At 37.5% G+C, this 17,987-nt stretch carries 9 protein-coding genes; all 9 read right to left on the minus strand.

Features of this window, described 5'->3' with window-relative positions; translation table 11 throughout:
• Window positions 1-6: 6 nt before the first annotated feature.
• The 9 genes from DHU68_RS00855 to DHU68_RS00895 all read right to left on the minus strand — a co-directional run bounded on the left by DHU68_RS00855 (window position 7) and on the right by DHU68_RS00895 (window position 17,829).
• Window positions 7-2,085: a glycoside hydrolase family 36 protein gene (locus DHU68_RS00855; RefSeq protein WP_108821084.1), complete on the minus strand. Its 2,079-nt coding sequence runs from the start codon at window positions 2,083-2,085 to the stop codon at window positions 7-9.
• Window positions 2,086-2,095: 10 nt separating this feature from the next.
• Window positions 2,096-3,262 carry a sugar MFS transporter gene (locus DHU68_RS00860; RefSeq protein ID WP_108821085.1) on the minus strand — a complete coding sequence of 389 codons (1,167 nt, stop codon included), beginning with the start codon at window positions 3,260-3,262 and terminating at the stop codon, window positions 2,096-2,098.
• Window positions 3,263-3,287: 25 nt separating this feature from the next.
• Window positions 3,288-4,820, minus strand: a complete 1,533-nt coding sequence (locus DHU68_RS00865) for a hypothetical protein (protein ID WP_185117483.1) — start codon at window positions 4,818-4,820, stop codon at window positions 3,288-3,290.
• Between the two features lie 22 nt (window positions 4,821-4,842).
• A complete protein-coding gene (locus DHU68_RS00870; protein ID WP_108821086.1) occupies window positions 4,843-5,808 on the minus strand; it encodes an ROK family protein in 966 nt (321 codons plus the stop codon).
• Window positions 5,809-6,064: 256 nt separating this feature from the next.
• On the minus strand, window positions 6,065-7,942 hold the full coding sequence (locus DHU68_RS00875) for a RagB/SusD family nutrient uptake outer membrane protein (RefSeq protein ID WP_108821087.1): 1,878 nt from the start codon (window positions 7,940-7,942) through the stop codon (window positions 6,065-6,067).
• Window positions 7,943-7,954: 12 nt separating this feature from the next.
• Window positions 7,955-11,119 (minus strand): TonB-dependent receptor, encoded by a 3,165-nt coding sequence (locus DHU68_RS00880; protein ID WP_108821088.1) that lies wholly within the window; start codon window positions 11,117-11,119, stop codon window positions 7,955-7,957.
• Window positions 11,120-11,593: 474 nt separating this feature from the next.
• On the minus strand, window positions 11,594-14,002 hold the full coding sequence (locus tag DHU68_RS00885; protein WP_108821089.1) for a sugar-binding domain-containing protein: 2,409 nt from the start codon (window positions 14,000-14,002) through the stop codon (window positions 11,594-11,596).
• Between the two features lie 38 nt (window positions 14,003-14,040).
• Window positions 14,041-16,680 (minus strand): family 78 glycoside hydrolase catalytic domain, encoded by a 2,640-nt coding sequence (locus tag DHU68_RS00890; RefSeq protein WP_255412391.1) that lies wholly within the window; start codon window positions 16,678-16,680, stop codon window positions 14,041-14,043.
• Between the two features lie 132 nt (window positions 16,681-16,812).
• The gene (locus DHU68_RS00895) at window positions 16,813-17,829 is read right to left on the minus strand and encodes a LacI family DNA-binding transcriptional regulator (protein WP_108821090.1); all 1,017 of its coding nucleotides are present in this window, start codon (window positions 17,827-17,829) and stop codon (window positions 16,813-16,815) included.
• Between the last annotated feature and the right edge of the window lie 158 nt (window positions 17,830-17,987).

A 17,987-nucleotide genomic window follows, 5' to 3' on the forward strand; every position in this document is an offset into this window, starting at 1 on the left:
TGTTTTTTAGTTAACAAGCGTATAATGCAATAGCAACGAACCCCTCGGATTATCTATCTTCAGATCAAAACCTTCTGACAGTTCTTTTCCTGTCTTTATTACCTTGAAATCGCTATTATCTTTATTCGTTATAATATAACTCTTATCGGCTAGGACTCCACCCAGCTTGACAGTCAGCTTATCTTCATTGCATTTCTCTCTACGGAAAGCTACAACAACACCACTTTCGTCCGAAGGCTTATGCAACTGATAGGCAACCCATATATTATCACGGGTAATATCTTCTATGCCGACAAGCGGATAATAATCTTCGTAATAATAGGAACGTATATCTGCATATTCATTCAAACAGCTTTGCATATCAACATAAGACACATGTTTATCTGTTATCTTCCAATTGTATATCAGTGCACTACTCATACTAGAACGGAACGAATATTTATCTGTTTGCAAAATACCGGTTCCATGTAAAGGTAAAAAGTAGTTTAACCCATAAGTGTGTCCCTGATATCCATCCGGATCATCGTAATGATAATAATCACTTCTCCACAAAGGAGCGCTTCGGGATATTGTTTCTAAATCGAGACGACGTCCTCCACTGGCACAGTTATCTATCAACATATTTGGAAATTCTTTCAATAAATCATCCCAAAAAGCATATAATCCCTCTATATGGCGAATCTCTTTAATCCCTGCACGTCCGGGCTCGTCGTTAGCTTCCCAGTAAATATCCGGCTGCATGTTAAAGTCTTGCCGATAATAATCAATTCCATTCTCATGCATCATATCAATAATCCACTTGGTCATCCATTTTCGAGCATCCTCATTTCCTAAATCAAATAGCAGATAAGTATCTTTATTGCTATTCGGAATATCCAACATCCATTCAGGGTGTTCTTCTGCCCATTGAGTTCCTCTTATTACTCTTTCTGGTTCGAACCACACCATAAATTTTGCACCTACTTTGTGTGCCTCATCCGATATTGGTTTCAATCCATTTGGGAATCGGTATTTATCAACAGTCCAATTGCCGACAGTATTAGCCCAAGTTTGTCCATTCTCGAAATTTGACGCTCCTGTATACCACCCCGCATCTAGCCAATAAACTTCGGGTACTAAGCCAAATTGAGTATATCTGCGAATCATGGCTATTGCATAGTCTGCTGTCAGACAAGAGTATTCTGTACATGGTGCCGGATCTCTATAGTTAAAACCACTAGAAAGAGGATATTTTGCAAATTTCCCGTCAATTTTCCTACTTTGATGAGCTAATACAAATCTTCTGAATTTGTTATGCCCATCAATTCGATTCTTAGAATTCCAGAACATCAAGCACATACTAGGTGTACGAATCGTCTCACCAGACTTTAAATAGCTCTCGAAACGTTTCATACCTGACTTTACAGTGATGCTTTTATCTGATTTTTTCACAAAATCACTTCCCCATGTACCAGACCAGCCAACTGCAAAAATAAAACCCTGATCAGCCGGAGACTCTATATTAAAGAAGGGAAATGCAACTTCCGATGAACGTCCTCCTTCTGGGGCTATTTGAATATTTTCACCTACAGCCATAACTCTTGAGCGAGGATGAAAATCTGCTTTAGAGATATGATTCCCTTCTGCTGAATGAAGAATAAAATCCCCACTTTTAACATACTCAAAATCAAGGTCGATCACCTTAAGATCTGAGATCGTTTTAGAATCCCCATCCCCGATATTCGTAAAGTACAATACCCATTTTACCGCATTAAAGTCGGTATATCCATCCACATCGCAATCAATCCTTAGTCCGGTTCGTTTACTTTCGTAAGTAAAGCGATATTTTAACACGTTGGGATCTTCACTTCTTAGCTTATTTGAGGTAAAAGACCATGATCTTATAACGTTTTTAGATTCTACTCCATCATATACAAATGAGAACGGAGGAGTTTTACCTCGGGCAAAAGTAGAGTTTATCCATTGAGATATTTGTACAGGATTGGCTGTATACGTTTTCTTTTGCTGAGCTGCGACCCAATCAGTACCCAATAAACCTAAAAGGAAAAGAAGTATAGTTGTATTCACCAATAATCTTTTATACATAATTCTCTATTTAAGCGTCTTTAATATTACCTATCTTTTTTATTCTGCTGATTAGCCAAATCATATAGATCCATACGATAATCAGCACCGCTAGAGCCGCTACCTGAGTGTTAAAACAATCTGATACTACTCCGAGTATAGGAGGGATTAAAGCTCCTCCCGAACCCCCCATTATTAATAATGCTGATATTTCATTTGCTTTAGCAGGAATACGCTTGAGCGATAATGAGAATATTATGGCAAATAAGTTGGAATAACCCAGACCAAAGACAGCAACACTGCCAAGAATTATCCACAAATTATTTGTCAGGAGCATAGCAGCTAAACCGATAGCCGCAACAAAAACACTGTATATGTAGAATTTTATTTCGGTGTATTTCAGCAAAATAATACCACCTAGGAATGCCCCTATTGTACGAGCAAAGAAATAAACACTATTTCCTAACCCTGCTTCATCCAATTCAAGGGAACAACGTTCCATTAGATACTTAGGAAAGGTCGTATTAATACCGACATCAACGCCAACCAAAACTAAAATTCCAATGAAGAAAGTAATGATATATTTATCTTTAAAAAGTGACAGCGTATCTCCAATAGAAACACTTCTGTTCCTTTCCCCTTCTTTTATCGGGATCAGCCATAGCCAAACTAAAGCTATAAGTGACGTTACTGCATATATCGGGAAAATGAGTTTCCAACCAAAAGCCATTCCTGAAGCCCAACTGGTTAAAACAGGCCCCAGGAAAGAGCATATTGCTTTAACAAATTGCCCAAGAGTGAGTGTACCTGTCAGCTTTTCTTTACTTACAACATTTGTTACCAATGGGTTCAGAGACACCTGTAGCAATGTATTCCCTGCTCCTATAACTGCAAAAGCAATCAAAATGGAAACGAAATCATAAGAAATAAGAGGAATGCACAGAGCAATGATATGTAATACAAAGCTAATAAGGACAGTATTCTTCCTTCCAATTTTGTTCATCAACATCCCTGTAGGTATTGAAAGTACCAAGAACCAAAAGAAACAAGACATCGTCAGCAAATTCGCCAATGTATCATCTAATTGAAAATCTATTTTGACATGATTAACTGCCATGCCGATAATGTCCACAAACCCCATAACGAAGAATCCGAACATTACGGCGAAGACAGCCAATTTTGAGGATTTTCTTTCCATAGTATCTGTTTTTAGATATTTTCGGTTATTTCTGTCTATAAAGAACTACTGTCTGAGGCTTAAGCGTTACAGCGAGTCCGGCTTTATTGGCCTTCACCTGTTCTTTAGATTCTACCAGATTATCGCCTACAGGCAGTGCATCTTCTGCATATACATAACAATCAAACGAAGAATTAACCCCTTGATTAATAAACATAAAGCGTTCTTCTTGTTTACTACCATTAGCAAATACATATGTCCATTTTCCTTCAGTATCCTTAAAGGCTGTTCCGATGGCGAAATCTTTACCTAAATCAATAGGATAAATTTCAGAATCCGGAGTCAAAAAGCGTGTCAATAAAGTATAAGAATAATATTGAGGACGTACTTCGTAATCTTCCTTAATGCTATTATATACATCTGGATCTGGCTTATATATTTCTTTCAGATATTTCCAAAGTCCTAACTGCTGCATTTCCTGATAACCTGCATCTTTTCCGTAATATTGATCAATCAGACTCCAATAGCTAACACCGCAAGCCCCTGAGTTCAGGAAGTTCAATACCAAACGAGTCATTAACACACCTCTTTCGTACAAATCAATATCAGTTTGTCTTGTAGCTCCCACACACTGATTAGAACCAAATTCGCCAACTAAATGCTTTTTACCTGCAGATGCTGCTATTGCTACATTATTCTTCTCCCAATCTTGTATTACTTTATTAGGAGTTTCGTATCCAAAAATATATGTATGTGAATTGAAAATATCTGCTTCATTTTGAAGGTTTGCAGCACAAGCCTCTAAATAAAATGTTCTTGTATCTGTATTGTCCGATAAGTTGAATCTTATTTTATCTCGAAGTCCATCTTTTTTGAAACGGGCATCCAATACCTTTGCCATTTTCACATACTCCACCTCATCCAACAATGGACCTCCGTCAGGCTCGTTCATTGGTGTTATTTCATTTACACATGTATAGCCTTTCGTTTCTACTAAATGTTTAATTAGTACAGAATAGTTCTCTGCCCATTCATCATAGTCTGTTGGTCCGGTTATCCACACACCAGTCTTTGTAGGGTCTGCCATAAAACATGTTTTGACATGGGCATAATCAGGGTCAAGCAAACGAACAGACGTAGGGCATCCCCATACAACAATACACACGTCCATATTCTGTTCTTGAGCCAGATCCAATACTTTATATAAAGATTTCATTTCAGCAGATTCAAAGGTAAATTTGCTTAAATCTGTTGTATGAGGATCAGAATTATCGTTTATAGGTTCATACCACTGAGGCTGTGCCATGATTCTGAATTTCTTAATCTTCATCGCTTTCACCCGATCAACAACAAACTGCCAATCGGATTCTTTAGAGCCATCGTTACGAGTTAAGTTCTGAGAAAAGAAGTGAGGATCAAGCTCCGCACCCATCGCTTCCAGATTGTTAATATTCTTAGCTCCTATACTGATGTTTCCTATTGTAGGATTCTTTACTTCATTATTGCTTTCGCATGATGACAAGAAAAAGAATGCAATACTTAGGCATAAGTATACTATTACTGTTATCTTGGTTTTCATAGTCTTATATTTATATTTTTTGTTACAACGAATTAGCAGCTACTGATAGAGCTGCATAATCGCCAATATTTTCTCCTAGTTTAGAAACTTCTACTCTACAAGCACGGCTTGCTAGCGGAAGTGCTTCTCTATCTATTACAGATTGCATATGAGGCCGTAACAATTCTGAACATCGGGTAAAAATACTTCCAATGACAATTACCTCAGGATTTAAAATATCGATCAGAATAGAAAGTCCTTCTCCTAATTTCTCACCTGATATTCTAAATATTTCAGATGCAAGTTCATCTCCGCGATTAGCCTCTTCTGCTATTTTCTGAGCAGTAATTGATTCTAGTTGTTCGCGAGTACACCAGCTAACTTCTTCTCCCATCTGAAGTTTTTCGAGTACCAGGATTTTAGCTATCTGAGCTATTCCTCCACCACTGCAAAACCCCTCAAAAGAACCTGATTTCCCATATCCTACAGGGCCATAATGAGCAAGCCTGATATGTCCCAGTTCTCCGGCATTATCATTTGTTCCGGTATATAGTTTCCCATCGATGACAAGTCCGGCTCCCAACCCGGTACCGAATGTCATAAAAACCATATTGCGAGTACCTTTCCCTGATCCGAATTTCCATTCAGCTAATGCACATGCGTTTGCATCATTCTGCAAAAAGGCCTTTATTCCAAATTTATCTTCGATTATGTTTACAATTGGGATATTATCCCAACCTATCAAATTAGGAGGAGACATGATCACCCCTGTTGTACTATCTAGTGGTCCCCCACTACTAATACCTATGGCACAAATATCTTTGGCTGTAAGCTGATGTTTTTCGATCAATAACTCTATTGTTTTTAATATATCCTCTAAAGTTCTATCAACTGTAGTTGTTTCGAACCTAATTTTATCTACAATATATAGGTTATCGTCTTCTTCATAGCCATAGTTTACTGCACATTTTGTGCCACCTATATCCACTCCTAATAGATATCTCTTCATCACTCTTATTATTAAATTATACAAATATTGATTTTCTTCCTTTTGATATCTTGTGTCCCATTACACCTGTGTTTATGATTCATCTAAATCAGCCGATTTTCATTAGATCAAGGTTTAAATAAGAGACTGATGTTTACCGAATATAATTTCTGATAAAGTTGTCGTTATTGAGCATCAAACGAATATAACGAATTTATTAAAATAATATCTCGTTTTATAAGATTATTACATTCAGTAAACATCAGTATTTCAAAGACTAATATCCTGGATTTGGCACTAGGTTTGGATTAGCCGCAATACGTCCTTGACCAATAGGGAAATAATAATTTTTCTCAGGGAAAGTTGGAGTCTGGGCTCTTCCATCTATATTATCGATAAAATCAAGACGATACTTGCCTGAAGCTGCATCATAAATATAACGCAAGCCTGAATAAGTACGAGTCAGATCCTTAACAGCTGTTCTCCATCGTCTTAAATCCCAATAACGGTGATTTTCGAAAACTAGCTCTACTTTTCTTTCGTTTCGTATTTTTTCTCTATCAACAGAACCTAATTTTGAAATTCCTGCGCGATCGCGAATCTGATTGATTGCATTCAGTGCATCACCTGTTTTACCTAATTCAAATGCGGCTTCTGCATAATTCAACAAAATCTCTGCATAACGAAAAATCAAATAGTCGGTAGTAGATTCGCTGAACCAATTGAAATTATTGGCCTCTTTATCAAGATACTTCATCACACCGAAGCCTGTATTTGGTGTATTTCCCTCTTTGAAGCGAACTAATTGGTCTCCAATAGCAGGAACTCCCTCATATGAATCATTACGTCCATCAATCAATTTCCCATCTTTAGACATAATACCATTATGCATATCGATCGTATTTTCGCCCAAAACACCACCGACAGCTCCCGGCCATGAAGTACCGTTTGTCCATATGGAAGCGAAGAAACGAGGATCCTTATCACCCCAAAGCTCGTCCATTGTCCATAAGCGTTTTTTTGCAGCTTCACGATCAATCACACCAGATCGGCCATCCTTGTATTCAAATGATTCTACCAGTTCTAAATACGGGCCATTATAATTCCCTACTCCCCACACATTAGGACGAGGGCATTGTACCATATCCCAAGACCATCTGTTGCTACCTCCATCTTGGAAGCCTTTTCCACTATGTTGTTTCACCATAATAGCCTCGATATTCCCTTTCTTCAAGAAGATATTCTTAAAGTTTTCCACTTTATCAGGATCTTCATTATAAAGCCCATGAGGACTTTTAGTCATGATTTCATTGGAAGCCTCATAACATATCTCATAGTATTTAGCTGCATCTCCTGCAGGGAACCCCAAAATGCCATCTAGTTGTTGCTTTCCAAATTGAGCAACACTTGCGGCATATAATGCAGCTCTGCTTCTAAGGGCTAAAGCAGCCCATTTGCTGGCTCGTCCTGCATCTGTCTTCGAAGGAAGAATTTCAGCTATTTCTTTCGTTTCCTGAAGAATAAAGTCAAACACCTCTTTCTCTGTATTTCTCTTTGGATATAAGACCGATTCATCATCATCCAATGATTGTACATCGGTAATAAGAGGAACTCCTCCATAGCGTTTTACCATAGCGAAATAACAGAATGCTCTTAAGAAGCGAGCTTCTCCAATTCGTTCTTCTACTTTATCTATACTTGATTCTCCTGCTTTTTGAATAAAGTTATTTAGGTTACGAATAGTATAATAAGAGTTTCCCCACCACTGCAACTCTGTTCCGTTTGCTTGTATTCCATTTTCTTTCACGCCTAATATATGTGCTTGCCCTCCAAAATTATATTTAGCCTCATCTGAAATTTCAATTGTACGAACTGTACCTTCCATCTGCACGCTAAAACCCATGATTGCTCCCCAACTATTATCATCGACATTCATAGGAGCTCCATTCCATGTATTCATTAAGCAAACTGCATCTTGAACCATAACCGGAGTACATGCATATAACTCAGCTAAGTGAGCACTTAACAGATAAGGGTCATCCCATACCACGGCATCTGTATACCTGTCTGTTGGACTCTGTTCCAACACATCATAACAAGATGTCATTGTCATTGTAGCTAACGCTACTATAGCTATATAAAATTTCTTTTTCATACCTCTACTAAATTAAAATGTTAGATTACAACCAATACTTAAAGTAAATTGCTGTGGATAATAGATACCTGCACCGTAACCTTCCGGCATCTCAGGGTCAACTCCAAACTTATTTAGTGAATTAAGAGTAAACAAGTTAGTACCTGCAACATAAAATCTCAATCTATCTATCCCTGTTCTGTTTAGGATTGTTTGAGGAATTTGATACCCTACAGCCAAATTTTTCAAGCGTAAATAGGTTGTATTATGATTACGATAATCTGAATAGAACCAATTTGTAGAAGAACCATTGGGTCTTGGAAGCAAAGCGTCTGCTTTGTTATTAGTTTCTTCATTCCAATAGTTTTTGAATTGTAGTTCTGTATAACCTCCAGTCAGATCAATATATGTTGTATAATCAAATGCTCCTTGTAACAATGCAGAGAAATCAAAATTCTTATAATTCAGATTGATATTGAAACCAAAAGTCCAATGAGGCTCAGCTCCTTTACCTATCTCTGTTTGGTCACGCCAATTGATTACTCCATCTCCATTCAGGTCTTTGTATTTCGCATCCCCAGGTCTGAGCGATGAATTATCGTTGTTTAACTGGTCAAAAGTTTTATCCCAATTCTTGATTTCATCCTGACTTGTAAATAGTCCGTCAAAAACATATCCTATACGACGGTCGGTATAGCGTCCGCTATTCTTATAAAGTCTTTCTTCATCCGGGTCGGTATAGCTCGCTTCATCATAGTCTATCCATTTAGATCTCGAACGTGCAATATTACCTGTAATATCATAACCTACATCTCCAAATTTACCACTTGTACCTACTCTCAATTCAAAACCCATTGTTCCCATGCTGTTCAAATTTTCTTCCGGAGGTATTGCTCCAAAGCTGGAAGGGATTGAATTGGATCTTCTTCCCGGTATTCCCGAGCGTTCACGGTAGAAGAAATCAAACTCTCCATATAATTTACGATTGAAGAAAGAGTAGTCTATCCCAGCATTGTAGGTCGACATTTCTTCCCATGTCAGTTTAGGATTTGGTAGACTGGAAGGGATCAACCCTGAGATGAGGTCTTTACCAATAGTATACGTCGCATCATATGTATAGCCTGCCAAGTAAGCAAATCGTCCAACACCATCATTACCAGCCTGACCATAGCTCAAGCGAAGTTTCAAATTATCAACAGCATCATAAGCTTTCATAAAGTTTTCGTTCGAAATATTCCATCCTAATGATACACTTGGGAAATACCCCCATCTGTGTCCGTCAGGGAAAAATGAAGAAGCATCAGCTCTTAAGATTGTTTCGATCATATAGCGATCCATATAACTATAATTTAATCTCCCAATCCAAGATACGCGTCCCACTTTAGAACTTGATGAGTAATTTGCTGCTGTTAAAGGGTCTCCTGCAAAGAATTCTTCAAGTATCATAGAGTTATAGCCACCTCTGGATGTATTGAAGTCTTTAAAACTTTCTTCTTGTTGTTCGTACAAGAACAATCCTGTCACATTATGTACATCAGCAAATACATTGCTATAGTTCAATGAGTATTGTTGTACTATTTTGGTCGCATCGTTAGTTGCTCTACTCAAGGATTGAGGATCCTGAGAACTTCTTACAAAAGTATATGCATCAGTCTCGGCACTGTATGTATAAAAGTCTTCTTGTTTTTTTACCACTTTCTGATCGAATGCACTGTTGCGATATATGACTACGCCTTTGGCATTTAATCCCGGTACATGTTTAAAATCGTATTTAACTTCACCTCTAAATTGAGTTGTATTGTTGCGTTTATCTTGATAGCCACTCAATTCTGAGTTGGTAGCCCATACCGGACTCCCATAAGGAATTCCAGCGTATGCAAACTTAGTTTCATCCGGTAATGATAAAGCAAACATAGGATCCGCCCCGTAGATCAAATCTTTCCAGAAGTTATTGTTTGTACCTACACCATCTGCTCCTGCTGCATAGTAACGTTGTTCTCTATAGTGCTGCATATCCATTGCAATAGAAAGTCGGTCGGTAACTTTAGCGTCCACATTTAACTGGAAGTTGTAACGATCATAATTTCCTCCGTTCTTCTTCAAGATTGTTTCCTGTGTATTGTAACCAAAGTATCCATAATATTTCACCTTCTCTGTTCCACCAGAAAGAGTCACATTATGGTTTTGCTGAGGGGCAAAACGACGTATTGAAGCATCGAACCAATCGGTATTATAGTACTTAGGATGTGTTCCGTCTTTCATCATCTGGATATCTTCTGAAGTAAAAGGAACTTCAGCCGGATCATTGCCGGCGTATATCCATTTGTCAACTTCGAACTGTGCACGCTCTGCTGCACTTCCCGGTCTGATAACCTTAGTTGATCCCTGCCAAGTTAGAGAGCTGTTCACCGTTACAGTTGGTTTAGATTGATGTCCGCGTTTTGTTGTGATCAGGATAACTCCACTACCAGCTCGCGCCCCATAAATAGAAGCGGCCCCATCTTTCAAAATAGAAATGGTCTCAATTTGGTTGGCATCCAGATTATTTAAACTTGTTTCTATACCATCTACAATAACAAGAGGGGACCCGAAACCACGGATATTCAAACTGGCATCGTCAGCTCCAGGAATACCAGAGCTCTGCTTAGTAACCAAGCCCGGCAATTGTCCCGCTAAGGTATGAGTCACATTACCTTGTGGTGCTACAGTAATCTTATCTGTCTTAATCTGCGATACAGAACCTGTAACTGTAGAGATTCTCTGTTGACCATAACCAACAACTACAACCTCATCTAAAAGAAGTTGATCTTCTCGTAACGTAATGACCAAATCTTGACCTTCAACAGCTTGTATACGCTGAGTTACATATCCGACATATGTAATCTCTAAAGTAGCATTATTGCTAACAGTAAGTGTGAAATTTCCATCCAAGTCTGAAATAGTTCCATTATTTGGAACTCCTTGTTCTATAATTGCAGCACCAATGATAGCTTCTCCGTTACTATCAATTATCTTACCCTTGACTGATATTTTTTTCTCCTGATTTATTTCTTTACCAGAGTTACCATCAGCATAGGTAGATCTTTCCAAATCCTTGGATATATCTACCAAGGGACTGTCTCCTACATTTCGGGCATTAGTGCATATTGATGTCAATAAAAAGGCACTGAATGCTAATAAATAAACTTTATATTTCATAGTGTTTCTAATATTTAAAGTTGAAATTTATCAAACGAAGTATCTCTATACTTCTAAAGTACATTACTAGCAAATTTTACTCAACTAGTAAAAGGCTTTGATAGAAAGATGTGTTATCTTTCTCACAGATGTGTTATTTATAGTTTCATAGGCTATCCTTATATTTTTGTTTAACAATTACATTATTGGGCTATTCATTTTTTAAGTAGGTTTATTAGATTCGGTTCATTAGATTTTAACTTTAACGATTAAGTAAATTGTATGTATGATCTATATTATTATAATTATTGAAAAAAATTCTAGATAGTATAGAGGAGAATATTGTTGCAAGCATAAAATAAAGGCTCTTGGAGCATCTCTCAGTCCTGATAAAAGATATAAGAGATGCTGTGATAATCGACAAGTGCCCTTTATTCTATAACATGTAATCCTTCATTTCATAAGATTTCTAATAATGAGACTTTAACTCATTAATTATTTGATTGTATATATATTTGTCTTCTTCAGCCAGTTCTTATAATCAGCTAGTTTGAATGGGGGTTCGCCATATAAATAATGGTTCGCCAACTTCTTACCTTCTACATCGTAACTAATCAATAACATCCCCTGTCCACTCATTTCTGGCAATTTTGTTATCTCCGCTCTTCCGTTTGCTTCTATAGTAAACGACCCTTTATATATTTCTTTACCAGTAGCCACATCTACCACTTTTACATTCCCTTTAGACACTTTACGAGTATCATTTACGACTACCAACGGATGTACACCTTCTTTAGCGTCATTAACAAATACACAAACATCTTCATGCACTGTTTTCAAGAAATGGAAGGCTAATTTCTTCGAATTGTAGTAATCTGTAACAGCATCAGATAACACTGGCCATCCATCACGAATGTTCCACCAGATAATTCCCGATCTATTTGGCTTATCTCCTCTCCACATCTCAACAAAGAATTTCATTGCTTCGGCTTGTACTGACTGAGAAGCCATGATGAAATCATCCAGATCTGCAGGAACAGAGCCAAATAAAATTTTCACTTGATTAGTCATTAAATCATTCCTTCCGCCCTGTTTTGGAGATTGACTGTATATTCTCACAGCCTTGGTCATCCATTCGTCATTCCATAGACCAACTTCTCCATTAAGCCAGGGGCTAACACACTTTGGAGTAAACATCTTTTCAAGGCTTTCACGATTAGGGCAACCATGATACCCTATTTCGCTTACAAACTGAGCTTTTGCCTCGGTATAGAAAGGATCTTTATAATAACCTCTTGGCCCCCACAGATGATTTTCCGGTAATAAATCATCGTGACTACCTTCATCATACACAGTTTGACTATAATACGGTGAGCTTGGCAAAAAATCTCTGGTTGGATCCATCTCGTATATAACTCGCGGAAGTGTCGTTCTTGTCACGAGATCCTTATTTGGGTCTATATTGAACGGGCGCATGCTCCATCTTAGAGCCAAGTCATCTTCATTATTACCGGACCAAAGAACTAGAGATGGATGGTTTCTGAATTTTCGTACTACCGATATAGCTTCTTTTTCGATTGCATCGGCAAAGTCCTGCCGTTGAGGATAGAATGTACATCCCATCGCAAAATCTTGCCATACCATAATACCAGTTTCGTCGCATAACTCAAAGAAACGAGAATCTTCGTATACATTTCCACCCCAACATCTGACCATATTACAGTTCATTTCAACCATCAGATTAACTGCATCTTCTACCAAAGAAGCATCTCTACTATGCAAGGCATCAATGGGCACCCAGTTTGTCCCTTTGATAAATAGTCTTTCGCCATTTACGATAAAGCAAAAGCGACCAGGATCATCAGGCATACGGTTTACATCTTTAAGGTCTAGCTTTGTTATCCTTACTCCAACTTTTGATTCATGTTTAGACAGTACCCTTCCTTCTTCAGATACTAATTCAACTTTAGCATCATATAAAGCAGGCTCGCCATATCCTCGCGGCCACCAAAAATCTACATTTTCCAAATCTACGACAACACGAAAAGCGTGTCTTATAATATCAAAATCGGACTTATAAACCTCTTTCCCTTTTCTTGTAAGAGTTACAATTGCTCTGCTTTTGTCTAGCTGATCGAAAGGTATTTCTGTTTGAACATCCAGAAATAATTGAGCTTTTTTATTCTCCAAATCTATAGTAGTTGTCATCCAATGCGCATCTACAATATTAGTATTGTTTACCACGCGTAACTCAACATCTCTCCATAGCCCAGCACTCACCAACCGAGGCATGATATCCCAGCCGTATGTGTGAGGAGCTCGTCTCAGATAAACCGATTCTTCGTTCGCAAAATTGCCAACACTGAAGGTTCCCAAAAAATATTTCTGAGCTTCTATTACTGAGGAACGGATAATCACCTGAAGTTCATTATCTCCTCCTTTATTCAATAATCTTGTCACATCAAATTCATGCTCGATAAACATATTATCTACAGAACCGACTTGCTCTCCGTTTAACCAGATATCGGCAAGGCAGTCTATCCCTCCGAAGAAAAGCTTCACATGTTCATCTTCTCCTATCTGAGGTGTAGCAAATCTCTTAGAGTAACACCATTGATGTCCTTCATATTTTCGGAGATCATACACATTATTACCGATCATAGGATCTGCAATAATACCGGCTTTCAGCATATCCAATTCCACATTTCCAGGTACGGTTGCTCTTATCTCTGTCCCTTGTATTGCTATCATATCCTGAGGAGTTCTAACCACCTCTCTTGGCTGAGGGAAGAATTTCAGGTTCCAGGTTCCATTCAGAGATATATTTTCAGCTCCTAGCGTTGAAGACATCAAAATGCAAGCAACGAGTAGAATCAAATAGTGTGTCGTGTGTTTAATTTTCATTATATCACTTGTTTAAGTTTAATCTTGTTTACTTTTAACTAAAGAGTAAAAGAGAATGTATGTTTGCCCCCTTTGACATTTTCTTTCTTATCAGTATAAACAATAGCTGATGTATTTTCAGGAATAACAACCGTTAGTGTTATTTTATTCCCCTCGCGTTTCCATTCCGATTTTATCATACCTTTTACTGACTTGTATTCACCTTTAGCCCAAGTAAGGTCTTCCACATAATGAGGTTTTATAACAATCTTAGAAAAGCCCGGTACACTTTCATCACAGTCTATTCCGGCTATACTTCTTGTCATCCAAGAACTAATATCGCCTAAGAATACATGGTTAACTGAAGCGTCTCTAAATTCAGGCGACAATACCCATGTTTCACCTAAAGTAGTCAATCCACTTTTAATCCAATTTCCCCACGAAGGAGCCTCTTCTTTCGTTGCCATCTTGTAAACTGTTTCAACATATCCATACTCAGTTAGTACTCTTGGTACATATTTACTACCCAGTACTCCAAAATCGAGAAAATAATTATTATCTACTATTATTTGATTAAGCTTATCAGCCACCTTTTGGGTATATTCTTCGGGAACTATACCAAGACCTAAGGCTACAGCTTGTGCTGCCTGTGTTCCATTGGCATATATCGCTTCCTCTGCATCAAAATATTTCGTGTTAATAAATTCTTTCAGACTTTGCGCTTTATTCAAATATGGAGTAGGATCATTACCTGTCACTTCAGCAAAGTGAGCCATCAATTTATTATCGTAATAATAGAAACAAGTTGTTGTATAATCTGTTGGGGTCTGAGCTTTATAAAACACCCAGTCTCCAATGCCGTAAGTAACCGTACCGTTAGCGTCTTCTCTATTTTTCAGGTATTGAAGATATCGTTCGTACGTTGCATATAGCTTATGGATCGTTCTTGTATCTCCATAGTATTTTTCAATCGCTGTAGGAATAATAAATAAAGCTGCATCCCATACTGGTCCTATCCAATCATCGTACCCCCACCCAGAACTCGGAATTATACCCGAAATGTTTCCCGCTGGAAGCTGATTGTCAATAAAATCATCCATCCATTTTTCATAAAGCTTAATACCATCATAATTTAACAATGCTAAGTCTATGATAACGTGAGCATCGGCTGTCCATCCATTTTTCTCGCGCTGAGGGCAATCTGTCGGGATACTATGCAAGTTTCCAACATAAGAGCGGAGGGTCGCTTCCCATACTTTATTGAATAACTCATTCGAACAGCTAAAATGTCCAACTTGCTCGACTGCTGAGTGCATAAACAAAGCCGTTACATCTTCTTTTTTAAGTTTCAATGGTTTGTCTGATTTAACTTCTACATATTGGAAACCATGATAGGTAAATTTAGGGGCAAAAGTCTCTACCTCTCCACCTTTCATGTAATACGTATCAGTCTGGAATTCGATATCTTTCATCGGATTGTAATATATATCAATGTTCCTCATTTCGATGCGTCCATTGTCTTTCTTCAATTCTCCATGCATCAAAGTCACCTTTGTATCTTTCTCTCCTTTCAGATTGATGCGACATACACCTGTTAGGTTAATTCCAAAATCGAACACATATAATGTATCTCCAAAAGACTTCATAGAAACTGCCGGTATCTCTTTCACTACTTTCACCGGCTCTACTTGTTGTGCTACCAAGAGTGGAGATGGTGCTTTCGTTTCGATTGCTTGTTGCCATGTCGATTCATCATAATCAGCATTACTCCAACCACTATTTTCGAGGCGAGCATCATATCTTTCTCCACTATAAATATTATTATAAACAGAAGCGCCTGTTGAGGTCTTCCACGTTTTGTCGGTAAGAATAACTTCTTTCGAGCCATCGGTATACCATACATGAAGCTCCATTATCAGCTTTGAACGATCGCGCCACCTTGCTTTTTCGAAGTCCCAAGTAGCTACGGGTGCTGCCTCGTTGTAGAAGCCATTACCCAAAACCGCACCTACTACATTCTTTCCCTCTTTCAACAGAGATGTTACATCTATACTTGTATATAAATTACGTTTATCATAGTGAGTATATCCCGGTTCCAAACTATGAACCTGAGCATCGGAACCATTTATCAAAAGTTGATAATAAGCTGTCGCACTTACATAAGCACGAGCTTTACAGACCGCTTTATTTACTTCAAATGTTTTACGAAGCATAGGAGCCGGCCCGTATTCTTTATCAAACTGATCTGTTATCCATGAGGCTTTCCAGTCGTCTTGAGATAATTTAGCTGTTTCGAAACTATCTATCTTAGATTCTATGCTTTTATATGACGAAGCACCCCATGCCTTTACTTTCCAATAATATTTAGCATGTGACTTTAATGTAGCCTCTCCATTATATTCGACAAAGCTAATTTCTGAATTAACGAGATCAGAAGACCATATGTCTCCAGATTCATTTTTCAACAACACTTCTTTATTAGAAGCTATTTCAATTTTAAAGGCTTTTTGGATAAATCCAGCATTATCTGTCGAGCTATAATTCCAGACAAAACGAGGCTTCTGAGCATCAATACCTATTGGAAAGGTTTGATATTCACATTTCATTTCAGTAATCTCTACTCGATCTTTTTGATTTGAACAAGAAAAAAGTCCAATCAATGTTAGGATTACAATTAAAGACATTGTAGTATTTTTCATATAGGGCATTTGGTTAACAATTAATCTCTTATAATTACATCTATACATCTTTACTTTATCAACTTTAACGATAAAGTAAAATGATAAAAAAAATACATAACACAAAGAACGAAGACTAACTCCCAACAAGGATTAGTCAAACAAGAACAAAGAACAAGGTAAAACGATTTTATATTGACCTCTTTTCCCAGTTGTTTTCTTCTGCGATTCTATCTCTCTTAACAAAACATCAACTGCATTTTTACCTATATCAAAGACGGGCATTTCTGCTACATTAATTTTAGGTGCAACAATATCGAAAGTAGAGACTTTATGTATAGATGCTAACCCAAAGCGTTCATTAAAATCAATCCCTCTGTTATTAAAATACAAGAATGTCTCTATAGCCAAAATATGAGTAGCAAAAAAGAAACCATCAACATCCGGAACTTTTTCAAAAATAGAATCTAATACCTTCACTATGTTTTTATCATAGTCTTCATACTCAACGCAACCAATCAATGCTGGATTTAGTTTTATACCAGCCTCTGCCAAAGCTTGCTCATAACCTTCTGTTCTATAACCCATTGTTGTTAAGTGTGGATTAGTAGTGATCAAGGCAATATTCTTACAGCCTTTTTCAATCAAATGCTTAGTTAATTCATAACTACTCTCTTTATTATCAATTATAATATAGCTAGCCTGAAGCTCTGGAAAGAAACGGTCGAAAGTAACTAAAGGGAACTTACTGTCTATCAATCTTTCTATCTCTCTTTTCGACCTTTTCGTTGGAGCTAAAATAATTCCATCAACACCCTTTGCTCTAAACAAACGTAGTATTTTATCTTCCTTTTCTACATTTGACTCTGAGCTGGCAATCATTAAAGAGTACCCATTGTTACTAGCATTTTTCTCTATTTCTCTTGCCACAGAAGAATAGAAATCATCAGAAATAGAGGGTAAGATCAGTCCTATCGTTTTTGAACTACCAACATTTAAGCTTCTCGCTATCAAGTTAGGTTGATAATCCATTTCTTCAGCGCATTTTTTAACAAGCTCTTGGGTAGCCTTGCTAATTCCTTTCTTCTCTGCCTGACCCGTCAATACCCACGAGACTGTGGTCTTGGACAAGTTCAATTTTTCTGCTATATCTTTTAATGAAACTCTCATTGTCGATCAGGCTTTTAGTATTATAAATAAAGTCAACAAGAATAACTTAATCGTTAAACCTCCGCTAATTTATGATTTGACTTTATATTATGCAAATATTTCTCTACAAATCTGACTTTTTTAACATAAAAAGCAGAAAAAACATCATTTTAAATATT

It is taken from the genome of Dysgonomonas sp. Marseille-P4361, from assembly GCF_900343125.1.
Classification (GTDB): Bacteria; Bacteroidota; Bacteroidia; order Bacteroidales; family Dysgonomonadaceae; genus Dysgonomonas.